Source organism: Actinoalloteichus caeruleus (assembly GCF_049311605.1).
GTDB lineage: Bacteria > Actinomycetota > Actinomycetes > Mycobacteriales > Pseudonocardiaceae > Actinoalloteichus_B > Actinoalloteichus_B caeruleus.
In genome coordinates, this window is the sequence record NZ_CP186005.1 from 3,510,325 (window position 1) to 3,529,938 (window position 19,614).

16 protein-coding genes are annotated in these 19,614 nt (G+C 72.2%); 6 read left to right on the forward strand and 10 right to left on the reverse strand.

The window, feature by feature from the left end; all coding sequences use genetic code 11:
- Window positions 1–22: 22 nt before the first annotated feature.
- Both ACOJVX_RS14160 and ACOJVX_RS14165 read right to left on the reverse strand, forming a co-directional pair.
- A complete protein-coding gene (locus ACOJVX_RS14160; protein ID WP_418153004.1) occupies window positions 23–1,816 on the reverse strand; it encodes a non-ribosomal peptide synthetase in 1,794 nt (597 codons plus the stop codon).
- Between the two features lie 362 nt (window positions 1,817–2,178).
- A complete protein-coding gene (locus ACOJVX_RS14165; RefSeq protein ID WP_337661910.1) occupies window positions 2,179–2,517 on the reverse strand; it encodes a hypothetical protein in 339 nt (112 codons plus the stop codon).
- Between the two features lie 846 nt (window positions 2,518–3,363).
- On the opposite strand from ACOJVX_RS14165, the gene ACOJVX_RS14170 reads away from it, so the two are divergent.
- A complete protein-coding gene (locus tag ACOJVX_RS14170; RefSeq protein ID WP_337661909.1) occupies window positions 3,364–5,031 on the forward strand; it encodes a hypothetical protein in 1,668 nt (555 codons plus the stop codon).
- Window positions 5,032–5,496: 465 nt separating this feature from the next.
- On the opposite strand, the gene ACOJVX_RS14175 is transcribed toward ACOJVX_RS14170, so the two are convergent.
- The 4 genes from ACOJVX_RS14175 to ACOJVX_RS14190 form a co-directional block, all read right to left on the reverse strand.
- Entirely contained in the window at window positions 5,497–6,450 is a 954-nt protein-coding gene (locus ACOJVX_RS14175) for an ABC transporter substrate-binding protein (protein ID WP_026418175.1), read from the reverse strand.
- A gap of 45 nt (window positions 6,451–6,495) precedes the next feature.
- Window positions 6,496–7,506 (reverse strand): ABC transporter permease, encoded by a 1,011-nt coding sequence (locus ACOJVX_RS14180; RefSeq protein WP_103056639.1) that lies wholly within the window; start codon window positions 7,504–7,506, stop codon window positions 6,496–6,498.
- Entirely contained in the window at window positions 7,503–9,143 is a 1,641-nt protein-coding gene (locus tag ACOJVX_RS14185; RefSeq protein ID WP_103056638.1) for a sugar ABC transporter ATP-binding protein, read from the reverse strand. The genes ACOJVX_RS14180 and ACOJVX_RS14185 overlap by 4 nt, the downstream gene beginning before the upstream one ends.
- Before the next feature lie 292 nt (window positions 9,144–9,435).
- On the reverse strand, window positions 9,436–10,236 hold the full coding sequence (locus tag ACOJVX_RS14190) for a hypothetical protein (protein WP_418152995.1): 801 nt from the start codon (window positions 10,234–10,236) through the stop codon (window positions 9,436–9,438).
- A gap of 106 nt (window positions 10,237–10,342) precedes the next feature.
- Here ACOJVX_RS14190 and ACOJVX_RS14195 point away from each other — a divergent pair, with 106 nt between their 5' ends.
- Window positions 10,343–10,957, forward strand: a complete 615-nt coding sequence (locus ACOJVX_RS14195; protein WP_418152993.1) for a hypothetical protein — start codon at window positions 10,343–10,345, stop codon at window positions 10,955–10,957.
- A gap of 6 nt (window positions 10,958–10,963) precedes the next feature.
- Here the strand turns inward: ACOJVX_RS14195 and ACOJVX_RS14200 are convergent, their stop codons facing one another.
- Window positions 10,964–11,962 carry an AraC family transcriptional regulator gene (locus tag ACOJVX_RS14200; RefSeq protein ID WP_030106226.1) on the reverse strand — a complete coding sequence of 333 codons (999 nt, stop codon included), beginning with the start codon at window positions 11,960–11,962 and terminating at the stop codon, window positions 10,964–10,966.
- Between the two features lie 80 nt (window positions 11,963–12,042).
- Here ACOJVX_RS14200 and ACOJVX_RS14205 point away from each other — a divergent pair, with 80 nt between their 5' ends.
- From ACOJVX_RS14205 to ACOJVX_RS14215, 3 genes are all read left to right on the forward strand, one after another.
- A complete protein-coding gene (locus tag ACOJVX_RS14205; RefSeq protein WP_026418180.1) occupies window positions 12,043–12,879 on the forward strand; it encodes an NAD(P)H-binding protein in 837 nt (278 codons plus the stop codon).
- Window positions 12,880–13,033: 154 nt separating this feature from the next.
- A complete protein-coding gene (locus ACOJVX_RS14210; RefSeq protein ID WP_103056635.1) occupies window positions 13,034–13,462 on the forward strand; it encodes a pyridoxamine 5'-phosphate oxidase family protein in 429 nt (142 codons plus the stop codon).
- Window positions 13,463–14,324: 862 nt separating this feature from the next.
- Window positions 14,325–15,383 (forward strand): phosphatidylinositol-specific phospholipase C domain-containing protein, encoded by a 1,059-nt coding sequence (locus tag ACOJVX_RS14215; RefSeq protein WP_418152988.1) that lies wholly within the window; start codon window positions 14,325–14,327, stop codon window positions 15,381–15,383.
- Window positions 15,384–15,519: 136 nt separating this feature from the next.
- Here ACOJVX_RS14215 and ACOJVX_RS14220 read toward each other — a convergent pair whose 3' ends face one another.
- The 3 genes from ACOJVX_RS14220 to ACOJVX_RS14230 are packed head-to-tail and all read right to left on the reverse strand — an operon-like array spanning window position 15,520 to window position 18,547.
- Window positions 15,520–16,413, reverse strand: coding sequence for an ArsA family ATPase (locus tag ACOJVX_RS14220; RefSeq protein ID WP_103056634.1), 894 nt, complete (start codon window positions 16,411–16,413; stop codon window positions 15,520–15,522).
- A complete protein-coding gene (locus ACOJVX_RS14225) occupies window positions 16,404–16,769 on the reverse strand; it encodes a cory-CC-star protein (RefSeq protein ID WP_245588736.1) in 366 nt (121 codons plus the stop codon). Before ACOJVX_RS14225 ends, ACOJVX_RS14220 begins: the two co-directional genes overlap by 10 nt.
- Entirely contained in the window at window positions 16,766–18,547 is a 1,782-nt protein-coding gene (locus tag ACOJVX_RS14230) for a carbon starvation CstA family protein (RefSeq protein ID WP_418152986.1), read from the reverse strand. Before ACOJVX_RS14230 ends, ACOJVX_RS14225 begins: the two co-directional genes overlap by 4 nt.
- 161 nt (window positions 18,548–18,708) lie before the next feature.
- Here ACOJVX_RS14230 and ACOJVX_RS14235 point away from each other — a divergent pair, with 161 nt between their 5' ends.
- Window positions 18,709–19,527 carry a hypothetical protein gene (locus ACOJVX_RS14235; protein WP_026418185.1) on the forward strand — a complete coding sequence of 273 codons (819 nt, stop codon included), beginning with the start codon at window positions 18,709–18,711 and terminating at the stop codon, window positions 19,525–19,527.
- Window positions 19,528–19,614: the final 87 nt, after the last annotated feature.

Genomic DNA, 19,614 nt, shown 5'->3' on the forward strand with positions numbered 1-19,614 from the left:
GTGGCTGTCCTTTCGTCGGAGGTCACACCTCGATCCGGAAGTCGCCGGGCGGGGGGTCGTCCCCCGCGTCCCGCCGGTCGCGGATCGCCGAGGCCTGGTCCTCGATCGTGTGCAGGTCGAAGAGTTCACCGATCCGCAGCGCACCCGGCCACCGCGCCTCGAACCGCTCGTGCAGCTCCACCAACTTCAGCGAGGTGCCGCCCGACTGCCAGAACGCGTCGCGCAACCCGGCGTCGGAGTGGCGCAGGACGGCGGCCCACTCCTCGGCCACCGCCTGTTCGAGTTCGTTCCACCCCGACCAGTCCGCGCCCGTGTCCGGCTCCCCCGCCCGGGATGCCAACGCCGAGCGGTCGGCCTTGCCGGTGTGGGTGGTGGGGACGTGGTCGAGCCGGACGAACCGGGCGGGCACCGCCTGGACGACCAGGTGGCGCGCGCAGTGGGCGCGCAGCTCGTCCGGCGAGGGCGGGGACTGCGGGTCGGTGGGCACCACGAAGGCGACCAACCCGATCTCGACCGAGTGGACGACCACGGCCTGCCGCACACCGGGGTGCCGCTGCACCACGTGGTCGACCTCGACGAGCTCGATGCGGATTCCCCGGACCTTGACCTGGTGATCGGTGCGCCCGTGGAACTCCAGGGCTCCGTCGGCCCGGACGGACGCGAGGTCCCCGGTCCGGTACATCCGCGAACCGGGGCGGTAGGGGTCCGCGACGAACCGTTCGGCGGTCGCGGCCGCCGCCCCGACGTAGCCGCGGCCGACCTGTTCACCCTGGATGTACAACTCCCCCACCTGCTCCCGGGGCGTGGGCTGGAGGCCGCTGTCGAGGACCTGTACCTCAACGGTGGAGAAGGGACGTCCGACGGGGACCCGCGCGGGGGTCGGCTCCTCCACCCGGTGGGCGGTGCTGGACACGGTCGCCTCGGAGGGCCCGTACTCGTTGACGAGGCCGGTCCTGGGAAGAGCCGCCTGGTGCCTGTCGACCAGCGTGGGAGGTAGGACCTCGCCGCCCAGTACGGTGCGGTGGAGGGTGGCCGGGAGCTCCTGGGCGTGGTCGAGCAGGGCCTGGTAGTAGGAGGGCACCGCGTACAGGTGGGTGACGAGGTGCGTGGCGGCGAGCCGCGCCACCGCCCTGGCGTTGACGAGTTCCCGCCCGCCGGGCAGGACCACCGTGCCACCGACCGCGAGGGTCGCGAAGAGGACCCCGAGGACACCGTCGAAGGACACCGACATCGCCGGCAGGAACACCGGTGTCTGCCCGTAGAAGCGGGTTCGACCGGCGACGCAGGTGTCCAGGTTCCTCCGGCTGATCGCGATGGCCTTGGGGACCCCGGTCGTGCCGGAGGTGAGCACCACGTAGGCGAGGTGCGCCGGCGCCGCGTGGACTGGTTCCACGAGGGGTTCGCTCCCCGGTTCGGGCGGGCGGTGGTAGGCGAGGACGAACGGCGCGCCGCCCGAGGAGACCGTGACCGCGGGTGGTGGGTCGTCACGCCCCTCGTGGAGGACGACGGCGACGGGCTGGTCGGTGGACGTGAGCACGGCGTCCAGCCGCGCACCGGGTTGGCCCGGTTCGACGACGACCCAGGTCGCACCACAGCGCAGGGTCGCGATCATCCCGACGAGAACGGCGAGCCCCTGGGGTAGGTTCAGCACGACGGTGGTGCCGGGGCGGGCTCCCGCCCACGCGAGCCGGCCGGCGAGGACCGAGCTGGCCTGGTCGAGTTCGCGGTAGGTGAGGGTCGTTCCCTCCGAGACGAGTGCGGGATGGTGCGGCCGCGACGGCACCCGGGCGCGGAACGCGGCGAGGGTTTCAGACATCGAGGCGCCCTCGGCGCGGCCGTCCCACCTGCTGCGGGCGGGTGGCGTGCCCGCCCGGCGCCGGTCCGAGCCACCCCGCCGACGCTCCGCGTCGGTGTCCCCGGTCTCGGGTGGTCAGGCCGCTCCCCGCGCGGTGCGCGAACGCGTCTCGCTCCCTCTCGACGCGCGGTGCCTCGACGTGTACCAGCTCGCGTCGTGCCGTGATCGTCACCGCTCGCTCCCAACATCCGTCGGTGCTCACAACGCTATGGCGACGAGGGCCACTGGGACAGCGCTTTCGGCACTGCCCGAACCCTCAGGTCGTCCGGCGGCGCGCCTTCGCACGGATCCGGGCCGACCGGGTGGTGACCGCCGCTGGCCAGTCATGGAGCGGGCAGGGGGTGTCCCCATGGGTTCGTCAAGCGGTTACCACCTCCTGAGCCGGCTCGGGATGCCGGCTGGGCGAGCTCGTTGTCAGCAGCGAGTAGCTGGCGGGCGTGGGCGTCGACGCGAAGGATGTTGGCCAGCTCATCGCGCCGACGTGCTCGAACTGACTTCTCACGGGCGACGGTATGGCGCTCGCGGTAGCGGGCCGCGGCCATCGGATTGATCGCATGGATCTGCCTCCCGGTTTGGCGCAGTGCGGCAACCAGCAGACCACGTGGGGTCTCGATCGCCACCGGGATCGGCTTGGCCGGATCGTCACCAGCGGTGGTGAGCATGACCAGCAGCTCGGCGGAGTCGGTGGCGGAGTCGTCGAGCTTTTCTTGGCGATCAGGCCGCCGTCGACGTCGACCAGGGCGAAGTCGTGGTGATCCTCGGTTCAGTCAATTTCATACAACACCCTCACTGGTGCGCTTCCCTCCCAGTTCACTTCTTTGCGCAGGTCAAACCAGGCGACAACGCGCGGCGCCCTAATAACGAGGCTCTGCTGCCCGACCTCCGATTCAGCCGTTCGTGATTCCAGCTATCCGCGCGTCCACCGGTCCCGACTCAGAGCTCCAGGGCTTCCGGCTTGCCGGGGCTCCTCCGCACGGACGGGCTCGAACCACGAGCCCAACGTGATCAACGAGGTGGTGGCGCCCGAGGCGTACCCCGATCGCCACCACCGGCGTCGGCGCGCTCTTGGACAAGGGCTCCAGGACTGAGGTACCGCCAGGCATCAGCGGAACGCAGGGACGAACAACCAGCCCCGGGCAGGGGGCACCGATCTACAACTTCAGACTGAAGGCCACAGCTGAGTGCGGGCATCGGTCCCTACCGGTCTGGTCGTTCGAGCTTGGGAACTACCCCCTGGGCCAAGCATCCGATCTTCATCGAGACCTTCACGTGTCAGGTAACGGGAAGGTGTCCTTGAGCCTCAGCGGGTGGTTCGGCACTCATCAGGTGAAGGGGCGGGCCGTCGTCCGCGCCGCACGCTCCCGGGCTGGGGTTCACTTCCCGCGAGGAGACGCCAGGGCCGAACGGGTGACGCGGTCGGCTCGTTCCGGGGTGGGGGGCGAAGTTCGCCGGAATGTCAGGTCCCTGAGCACTCCCCGTCACCCGTTTGTGGTCGATAGCCTCTGAACGTGGGAGAGAGTCACGTCAACGGCGTCCCCGTGTTCTGGCAGGAGGGCTCGGGCGAGGTGTCCGGTTTCCTGCTCTTCCGTGTCGGCCTCCGTGACGAGGGCCTGCGGCATGCGGGCCTGACGTCGGTGGTGGTGTCGATGGTGCAACGCGTCACCGGTTTCTTCGTGCCGACCAGTTGGTCGGGCTCCACCCTGGACACGGTCGTCTTCGCGGCCACCGGGGCCCGCGCCGAGGTGTGCGCCCAGCTCGACGAGGTGTGCGAGCTGCTGGCCGACCCGCCGGAGGACCTCATCGAGAACGTGCTCTCGGACCGGGGCGCGGCCGGCTGGCTGGACGTGCCCCGCCCGACGGCGGCCCTGCTGCGCCACGACTACGGGTCCACGGGCATCGGGGCCGCGTACTGGGCCGACGACATCCCGTTGGACCGGTTCACGCCACGGGAGGTGCGGGAACACCTGGCCCGTTACTTCGTGGCGGGCAACGCCGTCTGCGCGATCACCACTCCCGTCCTGGACGGAGCGATGCGACTACCGCTCCCCCCTGGCGCGGCCCCGCGACGGCCCGCCATCACGCCGAACCAGCGGTCCTCGGCGGAGTGGTTCTCCGGCGGGCCGCCCCCCTACTCCGGGGTGGGCGTGATGTTGCCCGGGACGCTCGACGCGGTGTGGGCGGTCACCCAGGACGTGCTGGACCTTCGGCTCCACCCCGTGCAGGAGAGCCTGGTCGACCGGTGGGACGGTCAGGACCGCATCCTGGGCCAGACGATGCTCTCCTCGGACACCGTGCACGTCGCGATCGACCTGTTCTGCGAGCACGACGCCTCCGCGCGGGCCGCCGGTGCCGTCTGGGCCGCGCTCACCGAACTCGCCGCGGCGGGACCCGACCAGGACGAGCTGACGGCGCTGCTCGAACGGCGCCGGCGGTCCGACGCCGGGCACCGGGACACCGAACGTGCCGCGTCCCGGGTGTTCCGCCGTGCCCACCTGGCGCTGTTCGGGGTGACCGGTTCGGACGGCTGCGACGAGCGCAGCCGCGCCCGGGTCAGACCGGAGCAGGTGGCGGCGGCGCTGCGGACCGCGATGCGGTCGGCCCTGGTGGTGGTACCCGACGGTGTGGAGCTGGCGTTGCCGGGGGTGGAACACGTGATCCCCACCTCGCTCCCCCCGGAGGGAGGGGCGCGCTTCGAGGCGACCGGTGGTTGCCCGCCGGGGCAGGACCGGGAGCTGCTGGTGGAGGGGGCCGACCGGCTCTGCCACCGCAACGCACTGGGCCGGTGGCAGAGCGTCGCGTGGTCGGAGGTGGTGGGGTGGTCGGTCTGGCGGGGCGTCGCCGTGGTCTACGGGAGGAACGGGGAGAAGATCGTGGCGGACCCGCACCGCTTCCCCGGTTGCGAACCGTTGGTGTCCCGGCTGCCGGACCTGGTGCCCTCCGAGCTCGGGTGGCCGGGGTCGATGGAGGAGGTGGACATCGTGGCGGCCGGCCTGGCGCGGCAGGCGATGGAGGACCTGCACTCCGCGCCGGAGGGGGGCTTGGACCACTTCGTCTACCAGGAGATGTCGGTCCGCGAACTGGAGCGCCGGCTGCCCTCGGCCAGCGGTGTCCTGCGGAGGCAGGTCGCGCGGAACCTGCGGAGCCTCGGCGTGGACGGTCCGTTGCACCGGTCGTGACCTCCTCGGATCTCCGCGCCTGGTCCGCCGACCGGCGTTCCCCTCGCCCGTGGTGGCGTGCCGGCGTCCGGCCTCTGGTCAGCTCTGGCGTCCCCTCGGGCTGCGCGCTGTCGCCCCCTGCCGGCCGCCTGCTTGGGCTGGGCACGCCGATCGCGGACGGTCACGGGGGGACGGTGGGGCAGGCGGGGTTCCCCGGCCACGGGCTGGCGGCTCGGCCCCGGCCGGGCCCCTGCTGTTACCGGTGAGGTGTCCCCACGTGGATGGGCCCCTCACCTCCGTTCCGGCCCGCGCCGGTCCTCGGTTCGGGTGCGCGACGGAGCAACGGCCCCGCCCTGGTGGGACGACGGCCGTCCCCCTCCTCCTGGCACCTCCCCACCTCGGCCGGGTGGGTGACCGTTCCCGGGTTCCGCCCGGGCCGCACGGGTGGCCGGGTGACGGGTGCCGTCCCGCCCGGCGGGACCGGCGCTACTGGTAGAGGACGCCGGCCAGGGCCGGGTCGTCCACCGTGCGCGCGTCGTACCAGTGGAAACCCGTGTCCACGGTGGCAGGGAGCTCCTCGCCGTCCATCGCCGCCAACCCGGCCAGGACGAGTCGTCGACCCATGTCGATGGGGTCCTGGGTGACGGCGCCGGCGAGGGTGCCGTCGCGGACGGCGTCGAGCTGGGCGCGCCCCGAGTCGAACCCGACGACGACCAGGTCCTCGTGGCCGCTTTCGGCGACGCCTCGGAGCACCCCGACCGCGGAGCCCTCGTTGGAGGCGTACAGGCCGTCGAGGTCGGGGTTCGCGGCGAGGACGGCCTTGGTGATGTCGGCCGAGACGAGCTGGTCACCGCCGCCGTACTGGGGGTCGAGCACGGTGATGCCGGGGGCGTTGGCCCGCATCCAGTCCAGGAAGCCGTCCCGCCGGTCCACCCCGGACCCGCTGGTCTGGTCGTGCACGACCAGCCCCACGGTTCCCGTGCCACCGAGCAGGCCGGCGAGGTGTTCGGCGGCGAGGGCGGCCGCCGCCCGGTTGTCGGTGGCCACGGTGGTCCTGGGGATCTCGCTGTCCACCCCGGAGTCGAAGGCGATCACCGGGATGCCCGCCTCCTCGGCCTGCCGGAGCAGGGGTTCGGTGGCGCGGCTGTCCAACGCGGCCAGGCCGATGGCGTCGGGTTGGCGGGCGATGGCGTTGGTGAGCATGTTCAGCTGGGCCTCGACGTCCTGTTCGGTGGGTGGCCCCATGAAGGTGACACCGGCGCCCCGCCGTTCGGCCTCCTCCTCCGCGCCGCGTTTCACGGCCTGCCAGAACTGGTGTTGGAATCCCTTCGAGACGATGGCGATGTGCGGCAGGTCGGGGTCGTGGCCCCACCCCGGTCCGCAGCCGGTGAGCGCGACGGCGAGCGCTCCGAGCACCGCGAGCGGCCTGATCCCGCGCATCCCGCGCTCCCTTCCCTTCCGTGGGCGGTGACGACCACCGCCCGCTCAACCCTGCCGTCGGCGGCGCAGCATGTCGGCGTAGACGGCCACGAGGATCACGCAGCCGAGGATGACGTTCTGCCACTCCTGCGGGATGGACATGATCTGGAGCCCGTTGTTGAGCACGGAGATGATGAGGGCGCCGATCAGCGTGCCGACCACCGAACCGCGCCCGCCGGACAGCGAGGTGCCGCCGATGACGACCGCGGCGATGGCCTGCAACTCGTACCCCATGCCGGTGGCGGGCTGGGCGGAGCCGAGGCGGGCGGAGATGAGGATGCCGGCCAACCCGGTGAACAGGCCGGCGAGGACGTACACGGCGATCTTCACCCGGCGGACGTCCACCCCGGACAGGGCGGTGGCCGCCTCGTTGCTGCCCACCGAGTAGGTGTGCCGTCCCAGGACGGTCCTGCTGAGGACGAGTCCGGCGACGACCGCCGCGACGAGCAGGATGAGGACGGCGTTGGGGAAGTCGACGCCGGGGACGAGGTTGCCGGTGGAGATGTCCAGGTAGCCGGGGACGTCGGTGAAGTAGATCGGCGCGCTGTTGGACAGCACCAGGGCCAGCCCACCGGCGACGAGCATCATCGCGAGGGTCGCGATGAACGGGGGGATGCCCAGCAGGGTGACGTTGAGGCCGTTGACGAGGCCGATCAGGCCGCCGAAGAGGATCGCGGCGGGGACGCCCACCGCCAGGGGCAGTCCGAGATCGACCATGAGCACCCCGGCCACGACGGCGCACAACGCCATGCCCGTGCCCAGGGAGAGGTCGATGCCTCCGCTGACGATCACCAGGGTGGTGCCGACGGCGAGGGTGCCGATGACGACGGTGGAGAACAGGATCGCCGTGAAGTTGCCGTAGGTGAGGAAGAAGGGGCTGGCGACGGAGAAGAAGGCCCCGATGACGAGGAGGCTGGCGAGGGCGAGGAGCTGTTGGAGGCGGGCACGGGCGGCACCCGCGAGGCCGCCGCGCCGCGCCGGGTGGTCGACGGTGTCGGTCGTGTCGGTGGCGGTCACGGCCGAGCCTCCCGTCCGTGCTCGGGCGCGGTCGGGTCGGGGGCGCCGGCCCGGTACTGGTCCCCCGGCGCGTCGCGGTCCGGCGGGGGTGTGCCGGTGTTCTCCGGTCGCAGCGTCGCGTAGCGCATGATGGCCTCCTGACTCGCCTCCGCCGCCGGGAGGATCCCCGTCACCCGGCCCTCGCTCATCACCACGACCCGGTCCGACAGGCGCAGTACCTCGGGCAGTTCGGAGGAGATGACGATGACCGAGGTGCCGTCGTTGGCCAGCCCCTCGAGGAGCTGGTGGATCTCCTCCTTGGCTCCGACGTCGACGCCTCGGGTGGGTTCGTCGACGATGAGCACGTCGCAGTCCCTGGCGAGCCAGCGGGCGAGGACCACCTTCTGCTGGTTGCCGCCGGAGAGGTTCCGGACCGGCCGGTCCAGGGACGGGGTGCGGACGCCGAGGGCCCGCACGTACCCCTGGGCGGCGGTGCGGGCGGCGCGGCGGCGGACGACGCCGGCGGTGGCGAAGCGGCTCGCCAACGCGGCGAGGGTGATGTTGGTGCCGACGTCGTGGTCGAGCAGCAGCCCGTAACGTTTCCGGTCCTCGGAGAGGTAGCCGACGCCGAGGGCGGCGGCCTCGGCCGGGTTGCGGATGCGCGCCGGCCGCCCGCGCACCTCGACCGTGCCGCCGGTGCTGGGGTCGGCGCCGACCAGTGCCCGCGCGGTCTCGGTGCGCCCGGCACCCATCAGGCCGGCGAAGCCGAGGATCTCCCCCTCGTGGAGGTCGAAGCTGACGTCGCGGAGGAGACCCCGGGTGCTCAGCCCGCGCACGCTGAGCACCACGGGCCCGGGTCGTCGGGCTACCCGGGTGGGAGCGGGTGCCGTCGAGGTGGCGACGGCGCGGCCGACCATCAACGAGACGACCTCGTCGGTGCTGGTGGTGGACACGGCTCGCGTCGCCACGTACCGGCCGTCGCGGATGACGGTGATCCGGTCGGCGACCCGGCGGATCTCGTCCATTCGGTGGGAGATGTAGATGACGCCGGTGTTCGGGCCCTGGAACCGTCGGATGAGCGCGTGGAGGGTCTCGACCTCGTCGGCGTCCAACGCGGCCGTCGGCTCGTCCATGATGAGCACCCGGGGCCGGTGGGACAACGCCCTGGCGATCTCCACCAACTGCTGGTGGGCCACTGACAGGGTGGCGACGGGAGCGTCGGGGTCGAGGGGCAGGCCGAGTTCGGCGACGAGTTCCGCCGCCCGCCGGTCGAGGGCCCGGCGGTCGACGAACCATCGCCACCGCCTCGGTTCCCGTCCGAGGAACAGGTTCTGTGCGACGGTCAGGTCCGGCACGAGCGAGAACTCCTGGTGGATGATCCCGATGCCCAGGGACCGCGCGTGCCCCGGCCCGCTGGGGCGGATCTCCCGCCCGTCGAGGAGGAACCGCCCGGTGTCGGGCTGGTCGACGCCGGAGAGCAGGCGCATCAGCGTGGACTTGCCGGCACCGTTCTCCCCGACCAGGGCGAGGACCTCGCCGTGTCGGAGGTCCAGCCGCATCCCGGACAGCGCCCGCACGCCGGGGAAGCTCCTGGTGACGTCGGAGACGTCCAGCAACGGGGGGAACGGGTCGGTCGAGGAGTGCGTCGTCCCACCCACGTCGCCGACCTCGCTTCCCGTTTCGGGGGCGCCGGTCCGCCGGGGGTGGTGACCGCGCTCCCGTGGTGCTGGTCCGGCCCCGGGCGGAACCGGCGCGCTCGGGCCCCGCCCGGTGGGCGGTGTCGAGGCGGTCCGGTCCGTGCTCGGAGTCAACTCTGGACACTAGGGATCGGATTTCTCGGCCGTCAAGGCGCCGAGGACGTCCGCGCCGGTCGCGCGGCCGGCTTGTCCGATCCGTGTCCGGTCCGCCCTCGGGGAGCCGACGCCCGGGGGCCGGCGGGGAGCCGGTGCGTCACCCGTTGACGGGCAGGCTGAGCACGAGACGGGACTCGTCCTCCGGCAGGTACCGGACGGCGACGATCCGCCCGACCTGCACGTGGGCCACCATGTGGGGCGGCACGAACTTCTCCACCCTGGTCTCGAAGGTCGTTCCGTCCGGTCGGGTGACCAGGAGGGTGATGTCCAGCCGGGCCTGCCCGTCGCGGATCTCACCGGGCACCTCCAGGGCCCGCACCAGCCCCTGCGCGGGGGTGCCGCGCTTGGCGACCTCCAACCGTCCGGGGTCCAGGGTCCCCTGCTGGAGGGCGATCTGGTTCATCACGTCCTGCGCGCGGGCGGCGTCCCCGGACAGGTCGAGTTCCACCCGGTCGATCCGACCGGGCACGTACCGGACGGGGACCACGGCGCCGGGGCGGAGGGCGGCCACCTCGGTCACCGGGACCACCATCCTCGCGTGGGAGGCGAACTGGAGACCGTCGGCGGTGCGGACGGTCAGGTCGATGCGCAGCTCCGGCTGGTCGTTGACGGTGGCGCCCGTGGGACTGGTGCCGACGACGGTGCCGACACCGAGCTGTCCCCGGCGGAAGGCGGCGCTGTTGCGCCCGGTCAGTGCGGTCATCACGCCGTGACCGGTGAAGCTGGAGATCATGATCGTCGCGGGCAGCGCGATCATCAGCGGCACCATCTGGGGGCCGACCCAGCTCATGCCCGGGAGGTCGTCGTCGCCCTGGTTCGTCAGACCGAACCACAGGTAGTAGCCGGCGGAGCCGAGCAGCGCCAGCAGGGCCAGGGAACGGAGGGCGGTGCGGATCATGGCGTGTCCTTCGTGGTCTCACCGGATGTCGCCGCCGACGCTAGGTCCGGCGGCGGCCCTACCGGTCCCAGGTCCTCGGTGACGATCCCATCCTTAACCTGGTGCCATGCCCACCGGTGAAGGCACCCCCACCAGGAGAGACAGCCGCCACGAGATGGATGGTCGCCGGCCGAGGGCGGCCGTGCTCGACGAGGTGTGGCGGGGTCTCCACGGGGTGGAGGCGTTGAGCGGTCCCCGGGGCGGACCGCTGAGCCGCACCGTGAAACTGGTGCTCGACCCGCTGGTGATCCGGCCGGCGCTCCACCCGGAGTGCGCGGGCCCGGTGGTCACCGAGGACGGAGCGGCGTTGGTGACGGCCCTGCTGCACGCCGCGGCCGACCGGTTGCGGGACACCGCCGCCTGGTTCGTCCTGGTCAAACGGGTGCGGCGGGAGGAACGGATCACCGAGGGGCACCCGCAGGACCTGTACTTCCCCCGGTGTTTCGAGCTGGCCACCACGCGGGGCGCACCGGACCCGGTGACCGGCGCGGCCACCGCCCGGGGTGCGCTGGCCGAGGTGCACGCCCAGACCGCCGGCCGGACCACCGAGGCGTTGCGCGCGTACCTGCTCGACCCGCGCCACGCGCAGCGGCTGGCGGCGGGACTGGCGGCCGCCTGGCGGGCCCGGTTCGGCGGCCGTGGGGTGGCCGCCCCGCCGCCGGTCAGGCCGAGAACGGGGTGACCTGGCTCAGACGTGCCCGCCGACCGGGGTGGTGCCGGCCGGCACGAACCCCACCGGCGCCGGGTCCAACGTGGTCGCCGCGCGACGGAACTCGCTCGGGCTCACGCCACGCACCCGTTTGAAGGCGGCGCTGAACCCGAACGCGTCGGAGTAGCCGACGGCGTGCGCGATCTCCTCCAGGGTGTCCGACCCCCGCTCGGCCAGGAGATCCGCCGCGAGCGTCATCCGCCACCGGGTCAGGTAGGTCAGCGGCGGCTCGCCCACCAGGTCGGCGAACCGCTTCGCCAGGGTCGACCGCGACACCCCGATGCGCGCGGCCAGCGCGGCGACCGTCCAGGGCGCGGCCGGTTCGCCGTGCAGCAGGCGCAGCGCGCCACCCACCACCGCGTCGTGCTGGGCCGCCCACCACGCGGGGGGTTCACCGCCGGGGCGGTCGAACCACTCGCGCAGCGTGCACACCAACATCCAGTCCAGCAGCCGGTCGAGCACCACCTGTTGGCCGGGCGCGTCGACGGCGACCTCGGCGGCGAGGTGGTCCAGGACGGGGTCTCCCGTTCCCCCCGCGCACACCCGCAGCACTCCGGGCAACGCCTCCAGGAGCCGGCGGCTGATCTCGCCGCGCACCGGGTAGGCGCCGACGATCAGCGTCGTCGACTCCCGTCCCGGCTCGGGGGAGCCCGGATCGTGCCAGCCACGCCGATGCCTGGTCCCACCCTCCTCGGGGGTAGCGCAGAGTTCCCCGCACGGGATCGGTTCGGCCGAGGTACCCACCTCGTCCACGAAGCTGAACGTCCCGGGGCCGCGCACGATGATCGTCTCGCGGGCGCGGAGGGGCTCCGGGGCACCGTCCTCCGGCACGATCCAGCCGCCACCCGTGAGGACGGTGCACAGGGTGAGCGGCGCACCGTCGACGAAGTGCAACGCCCACGGCGGGGTGTGGGTCGAACTCCCGACCAACGAGCCGTGGGCCCGTACCCCGCGCAACAGATCACTGAACGCGTCCACCCCGCCAGCCTAGACGAACACACAGGCGATCCGGCGCTCCACCTATGGAATCGTCCAGTTCGGCGCGGTTCACTGACCTCATGAGAAACGACACCACCCTCGTCCTCGGCGCGACCGGCAAGACCGGCCGACGGATCCTCGCCCGCCTCCGACTCCGCGGCATCCCGGTCCGGGCCGCCTCCCGGTCGACCCAGCCCCGCTTCGACTGGTCCGACCCCGACGACTGGGGCGCCGTCCTCGAGGGCGTGGACGCCGCCTACGTCGTGGCCCCGACCGTTCCGGGCCCGGTGCACGAGTTCGTCGCCCAGGCCGAGGCCGCCGGAGTGCGGAGGCTGGTCCTGCTCTCCGGGCGCGGAGCCGACGACTGGGGCGACTCCACCTTCGGGCTGGACATGCTGTCGGCCGAGGAGGCCGTGCGCGGCTCCGCGCTGGAGTGGACCGTGTTGCGGCCGTCGAACTTCGCGCAGAACTTCAGCGAGGACCTCTTCCACGCCCCGTTGGTCGCAGGGGAACTGGCGCTCCCGGCCGGCGCGGTCCCCGACCCGATCATCGACGTCGAGGACGTCGCCGACGCGGCCGTCACTGTGCTCACCGAACCCGGCCGGCACGCCGGAGGCGTCCACGAACTGACCGGGCCGCGTGCGCTCACGTACCCGGAGGCCGTCGACCTGATCGCCCGGGCGTCCGGGCGGCCCATCACCTACCGGCGGATCTCCCCCACCGAGTACGCCGCGACACTCGTGGAACAGGGCCTGAGCCAGGACGACGCCGACCACGTCGCCGAGATGTTCGTGATGATGGAACGCGGAGCGCTCGCCTCCCCAACGGAGGACCTCGCCGCCCTCCTGGGCCGGGCGCCCCGAACCTTCGAGGACTACGTCGTGCGGGCCGCCGCGGCGGGAGCCTGGCGGCCGTGATCCACCCGCCGACGGCGGTCACCGCCGGGGTGACGCACTCCCGGCGGCATCCCGGCCGTTCGCCCACCACCTCGGGTGGCTCACCCCGAGGCCAACCGCCCTCGACCCGACGATGCCTCCAGCAGCCGCCTCCCACCCACCGGAAAGGACCAGGATGAGCACCACCCCCAGCTCCCTGACGCCCGAGGACCTCGAGTTCCTCAGCCGTCCCCTGCACGGTTTCCTGACGGTGGCGGCCGGACCGCTCCCGCCGCAGCCCCGGCCCGTGTGGTTCGAGGCCACCGCCGAGGGCACCATTCAGCTGTTCACCGGCCCCGACTCCCCGAAGGTGCGCCGCATCCGCCGCGACCCGCGCGCCTCGCTCGTCGTCGGCTCCCCCGTGGGGGAAAGCGAACGCTGGGTGTCGGTCGCCGGCCGAGTGGAGGTGGTGCCCGACGGAGCCCTCGAGCTGTGCTCCCGGCTCGCCGCCCGGTACTGGGACCTCAACGACCCGGGCCGCGCCGAGGAACTCGCCGGGATGATGTCGGATGAGCAGGTCCGCCTCGTCATCCACCCCGAGACCGTTCGCCGATTTCCACTCTGACGCGCGGAAGCGTCTTCGGGAGGAACCGCCCCCTCCGCGTCCACCTGGTTTCCAGCGGATTCGGGAGGGATGCCGTCTTACCTCCTCGAACGGCCACGACCGGCCAGCGGGGGATGACGGGGGCTTTCCTCGGCGCCGCCCGGATCGAGCGGTGAGCGGGAAGGTCCTCGTGGACGTACATCATGTGCCCCGTGTGTACCGGATCGCCCTCGTGGGGCCACCACCTGGGGCTCCGCCGACCCACCGTCGACGGAGCCCCATCCCGCACGGGGGCCGAGGCCGGCGGCGGGCGGCGCTCCGCCAGCCCGAGCGGAATGTCTTCGACCCTGACGGAGAGGAACAGCCCCGCGTACGCGGGGACGACGCCCTAGGCGGAACGTCCAGCATTTGGGCCATCGGAACAGCCCCGCGTGCGCGGGGACGACGTGGCCTGTCGCAGCAGATCCTCGGCAAGCGGAGGAACAGCCCCGCGTGCGCGGGGACGACGCTTCCTGACCTGGGGGTTTACGGGCGGCCCTGCCGATTCTCGTTCACTTTCCTCGGCGTCTCCCGCAGCACCACAAACCTCCTCGTCCCGAGTATGCCCGCCGCCGCACTCGCCCGGCGTTCTGGCCCCTCCCCCGCCCACCCAGCGGTCGGATCCCCTCCGGACGCCGTCAGCTCGGCACGCGTCATCCGCCGTTCCCGCCGACCCGGGAACGGCGGATCGCCGATCCGCGCACGCATCACCGTCGGTCACCTCACCGTCATGTTCCGTTGCGCTGGAGGCTCGCGAAAATTACTCACGAAATCCTAGGGTGAGGTGTCCTCGTTGTTCGGACACATCGGACAACGCAGTTCTTCCGCAGCTCGTGGAGGCCTCATGCGACGCCGTGCTCCCCTGTTGGCAGTGGTACCCCTGCTCCTGACAGTGGCGGCCACCCCCGCCCTCGCGCAGTCCTCTCCCTCGGCCGCACCCCAGGCCGCGATGTTCCCCGCCACCACCTCGGTCGGCGTGCACAACGCCTACGAACAGAGCGCCTTCCCCTACTTCGCCGACGGGCTCGACTCCGGCGCGGGGATGTTGGAGATCGACGTCTGGACCGACGAACTCTTCGGCCGCTGGAGGGTCAGCCACGACCTGATCGGCCAGCGGAACAACTGCGTCGGCGCCACCCACGCCGACGGTCTGCGCGACGGCCCCCGCAACCAGGACCTGCCCGCCTGCCTCCGCGACATCCGCGCCTGGCAGGAGAGCAACCCGGGCCACCGGCCGATCGTCTTCAAAGTGGAGTTCAAGGACGGCTTCCACGACCGGGGTGGTCTCGGCCCGGCCGCGTTCGACGCGCTGGTGGCCGACACCCTGGGCGACGGCGTGTTCCGTCCGGTGGACCTGCTGACCCGTCCGGACGGGTCCCGGTTCGCGACGCTCGACGAGGCGGCGCTGGCCGGGAACTGGCCCAGCCGGGACACGCTGGCCGGCAAGGTGGTGTTCGAGCTGATCCCGGGCACTTTCGAGCAGGGCAACCCGTTCGACGACCTGTGGACTGACGAGGAGTACTCCCGGCACCTGCGCGACCTGGCCGCCGAGGGGCGCATCGAGCAGGCTCAGGCGTTCCCGGCGGTGTTGGGTGCGGAGGCCGGTGACCCCCGGGAGCGCTACGAGGACGAGTCGCTCCGCCCGTGGTTCGTGTTCTTCGACGGCAATGCCACCACCTACGTGCGCCCCGAGGTGGACACCGCCTGGTACCACGAGCGGAACTACGTCCTGCTGATGACGAACTCCCACTCCGTCGCGCCGGCGATCGACGCCAACCACCCCACCGAGCAGGAGGCGCGGGACCGGCTGCACCTGTTGGCCGGTGAACACGCCAGCGTCGTCTCCAGCGACTGGCGGGACCCCGGGGTGCTGTCGGCGGTGGCACAGCGCGGGCAGGGCTGAGGCCCTCGCCCCTCCCGAGCGGGGCCTGTCCCGGCCGATGTCCCGGGGCAGGCCCCGCCCCCACGCGCGTCCTCCCGGCGCGCACCGCGCCGCGCGGTGTGCCGCCGGGTGCGCGTTCGCCGGTTCCGGGCCGGCGTTACCGAGCTGTGGGGACCGCGAGTTCCCGGAGCCGGGTCAGACCCGTCGGTTCCGACGCGGCCAGGCCGCAGCGGACCGCGCCGGGCGTGGCGAAGCGTGCCTCGATCCGGCGGAGCAGGGACACGTCCACGTCCTCGGGGATCTGGTTGACCACCAGGGTTCCCAGGGTGAAACCGCCCTCCACGAGGGCGTCGGCCGCCCGTTCCGTCTCGGCGAGCACCATGCGGCGTGGGACGAGCACGAGGCGGACCTCGGCGTCGGTCCGCAGGCGCTCGGCGGCGCGTTCGAGGCGACGTCGCCGGTCGTGCAGTCGTTCCAACAGCGGGTCCCGCTCGGGTTCACGGTCGCCGACCACGGCTTCGGCGAAGCGGTCGGCGGCCACAACGCGTTCCCGCTGCCTGGCCAGGCCCTGGATCCACGGGGCCAGCAGCGAGGGCAGGTCGATCATGCGGAGCAGGTGTCCGGTGGGGGCGCTGTCGACGACCAGCCGGTCCCATTCGCCGGGCACGTCCTCCAGGTAGCCGGTCAGCACGTCGGTCAGCGCGGACTCGGCCATGCCCGGCCCGGTGGCGGCGTGCCCGAGGTGGCGCCGCACGGCCGGCATGATCCTACGGGGCAGCGCGGCGGCCGCGTCGTCCTCGACCTGGCGCACCCGGCGGCGCACCGCCGCATCCCCGTCGGGTTCGGCCGCCCACAGGGTTGGTCCGAGTCGACGTGGCCGGTCACCGAGGGTGGTCTCGAAGGCGTCCCCGAGCGAATGGGCGGGGTCGGTGGAGATGACCAGGGTGCGGTGTCCGGCGTCGGCCGAGGCGAGGGCGTGGGCGGCGGCCATCGTCGTCTTGCCCACCCCGCCCTTGCCCGCGAAGAAGGTGATGGGACGGGTCAACAGCATCCTCCGGGTCCGTCGTACTCGTCGCGGCCCATCCGTACGTGCCACTCGTGCATGTCCGCCAGCAGGAACGGGACCAGTTCGAGCGTCTCGTAGGCGACGGGGCTGTCCACGCCGAGGGTGTCGAGGAGCATCAGCGCCCGCATCGTGTCCTGCTGGTCGCGGGCCTCCCGGCGGAGCGTGGACCGCCACCGGGCGGTGAACCAGGCTTCGTGGAACTCGGCCACCGCCCGCAGGCCGGCTCGGATGCGGTCGCCGACCGGCCCGGAGGCCGGTCGGCGCCGCCGTGTGGTCCCCGCCGCGTCGTCGCCCACCGGCCGCGAACGGCCGTCGGGTTCGTCCGACGCGGCGCCGCTCATCGTTCGTCGGTGTCGGTCGGGGTCCGGCCGGCCGGCTGCTCGGCCGTGGTCTCACCCGAGGTGACCGCCGCCGCGTCGACGTCCTCGTCCTCGTCGTCCTCCGGCGGCAGGCCCCGTGAGGCCCAGGCCGAGCGCAACGCGAGGCTGGCCTCGATGATCAGCCAGATCGCGAGGACGAAGATCACGGCGTCCAGCGGCGCGAGCAGCCACTCCCCAGCCTGGACGAAGTCGATGAGGTTGATGATCAGTGCCCACGACGTCATCACCAGCAGGAACACCAGGGGGATGAGGACGGCCAGCGGGTTGCGCCGCTTCTTGGTCACCCACACGGCGATGACGGCCAGGGCGAGACCGGCGGTGAGCTGGTTGGTGGTGCCGAACAGCTGCCACAGCGTCCCGAACGCGAGGTCGCCGGGTGCCAGCGCCAGTGCCAGGGGCACCACGACCGCCACCAGCGACGACCAGGTCAGACTCCGGGCCAGCGGGCGGAAGCGGACGATCTCGGCGATCTCCTGGACGATGTAGCGCTGGAGCCGGACACCGGTGTCCATCGTGGTCGCCGCGAAGCTGATGACGACCACGGCGGCGAAGACGACGCCGACCTCCAGCGGGATTCCCAGATTGGAGGCGAAGTTCGCGACACCGTTGACGAAGTTGTCGGTGGCCCCACCGGAAGCGGTGGAGAAGTCGGAGAACAACGCGTTCCACTCGATGGTGGTGGCCGCGATCCCGGCGGTGCAGGCGAGGATGGAACAGACCGCCAAGCCGCCCTCGCCAAGTGCCGAGGTGTAACCGACGAACCGGGCGTCGGTTTCCTTGTCGATCTGTTTCGCCGTGGTCCCGGATGCGACCAGGCTGTGGAATCCGGAGATGGCTCCGCAGGCGATCGTGACGAACAGCAACGGGAACCAGGGGGGCGAGTCGGCCGGCACGTCGTTCACGACCGGGGCGACGATGCGGTTCAGGCCGATGCCCATCCCCAGCAGGATGATGACCAGCGCGATCACCAGCTGGTGCTGGTTGATGTAGTCGCGGGGCTGGAGCAGCATCCACACCGGCAGCCGGGACGCGGCGAACGCGTAGAGGAAGATGAAGATGATCCAGAGCGTCCGGGCGTCCGTGCCCAGCGCTGAGGCCACCGGGTCGAGGCTGATCGGCACGAGCAAGCCCAACGGGATCATCGCGTAGACCACGAGCAGCGCGATGATGGAGGGGACGAGCGCGGCCGTCCTGGTGCGGTAGATGTACTGGCCGACGGCGATGGCCAGCGGGATCTCCATCAGGATAGGCAGCACCGAGGCCGGGTTGGCGATGAACAGGTTCGCCATGACCACGGAGAACACCGCGTTCACCAGGGTCAGCAGGAAGAAGATGATGAGCAGGAACAGCCCCCGCGCCCGTTTGCTGATCACCTCACCGGCGAGGGCGCCGATGCTGCGGGCGCGGTGCCGGACCGAGACGACGAGCGCGCCGAAGTCGTGCACGCCGGCGGCGAAGATGGACCCGACCACCACCCAGACGAGCGCCGGCCCCCACCCCCAGTAGACGCCGACGGCGGGGCCGACGATCGGAGCGGCACCCGCCACCGAGATGAAGTGGTGGCTGAACACGATGTGCCGGCTGGTCGGGACGAAGTCGATTCCGTCGGTGTAACGGTGGGCCGGTGTCACGTACCGGGGATTCAGCACGTAGACGCGGCGCGCCAGGTACGCCGAGTAGTAGCGGTAGGCCACCGCGAAAACCGCGATGACGGCGAGCATGACCACGATCGCGGGCATCCGCAGCGACCTCCTGTGCCACTCTGCCGGTGCGTTCTCCGTTGTCCGACCGGCGCGAGTACCAGAAGCTACCGAATGATCGGCCGGTTGGTAAGAACCGACGAGCGAATTGTTGACAACGGAAGCGTTCACCGGAACGGTGGAGCGCCAGGAGGGACGGGATGAGCGATTTCGCGGAGAGGTGGGCTCGCGCGGGCACCGGTGAGCTGTGCTGGTTGGGCGCGTCCGGTCCCACCGGCGCCGCCGTGATCCCACTGTCCCGGGAGGGGCGGCCCTGCGTGGCGCTGCCGTTGTCGCGACTCGCCGAGGCGGACGACCTCACGGGCCGGCGGGTGGCGTTCTGCGTGCCAGGCCGCCCGGGCCAGGAGGGTGAACCCGCGCCGGGGATGGTCGCCGTCGGTGCGGTGCGCGTGGAGCACGACCTGGAGGGCGCCGAGTACGTCGAACACCTGCTGCACCAGGAGATGGTGAAGTACCCGCCGACCCGCCTGCGCGCGGACAGCCTGCTCTCCCGCCGGGAGAACTGGTGGTGGGTGGCGCGGGTGATCGTCAGCGTCGACGGGGACCCGGAGGTGCGGGAACTCCCGCCCCGCCGGGACCAGCGGGACGCGCTGCTGGTGCGGGAGGCGGACGCCGAGGCCCGCGCTCCCCGGGTGGACGTGGTGTCGGCCGGGGACTGGGCGGCGGAGCCCGGCGGCGAACTCGCCCTGGCGGAGGACCCGAACCGCACGCCGGGGGTCGGGGAGCCCGCCTTCGTGTTCGGCCACCACCACAGCCCCGACTACGAACGGTGGGAACGGTGGCACCGGGCGGGCACGCTCGTCGGGAACCGGCTGCGGGTGGAGCACTCGGTCGGTGGCCCCGTGGCGTCGGTGCGGCCCTTCGGGATCCTCGGCCGGTTCCAGGGGCACCGCGCGCTGGCCAGGGAGTGCCGGGCCGGAATGGCGGAACTGGAACGCAGGCTCGACGTGCCCTGCTGACCCGGGGCGTGTGACACGGCCGAGGCCACCCGCCGCCACGTTGCGTGAGCGGTCTTCCACCGATACTGATCGTTCCGGTCGGACGGA

Coding starts and splice junctions, on each gene's coding strand:
- ACOJVX_RS14160 (WP_418153004.1), bottom strand. CDS start 1,816: ATGTCTGAAACCCTCGCCGCGTTCCGCGCCCGGGTGCCGTCGCGGCCG.
- ACOJVX_RS14165 (WP_337661910.1), bottom strand. CDS start 2,517: ATGCTCACCACCGCTGGTGACGATCCGGCCAAGCCGATCCCGGTGGCG.
- ACOJVX_RS14175 (WP_026418175.1), bottom strand. CDS start 6,450: ATGCGCGGGATCAGGCCGCTCGCGGTGCTCGGAGCGCTCGCCGTCGCG.
- ACOJVX_RS14190 (WP_418152995.1), bottom strand. CDS start 10,236: ATGATCCGCACCGCCCTCCGTTCCCTGGCCCTGCTGGCGCTGCTCGGC.
- ACOJVX_RS14195 (WP_418152993.1), top strand. CDS start 10,343: ATGCCCACCGGTGAAGGCACCCCCACCAGGAGAGACAGCCGCCACGAG.
- ACOJVX_RS14205 (WP_026418180.1), top strand. CDS start 12,043: ATGAGAAACGACACCACCCTCGTCCTCGGCGCGACCGGCAAGACCGGC.
- ACOJVX_RS14210 (WP_103056635.1), top strand. CDS start 13,034: ATGAGCACCACCCCCAGCTCCCTGACGCCCGAGGACCTCGAGTTCCTC.
- ACOJVX_RS14215 (WP_418152988.1), top strand. CDS start 14,325: ATGCGACGCCGTGCTCCCCTGTTGGCAGTGGTACCCCTGCTCCTGACA.
- ACOJVX_RS14220 (WP_103056634.1), bottom strand. CDS start 16,413: ATGCTGTTGACCCGTCCCATCACCTTCTTCGCGGGCAAGGGCGGGGTG.
- ACOJVX_RS14225 (WP_245588736.1), bottom strand. CDS start 16,769: ATGAGCGGCGCCGCGTCGGACGAACCCGACGGCCGTTCGCGGCCGGTG.
- ACOJVX_RS14230 (WP_418152986.1), bottom strand. CDS start 18,547: ATGCCCGCGATCGTGGTCATGCTCGCCGTCATCGCGGTTTTCGCGGTG.
- ACOJVX_RS14235 (WP_026418185.1), top strand. CDS start 18,709: ATGAGCGATTTCGCGGAGAGGTGGGCTCGCGCGGGCACCGGTGAGCTG.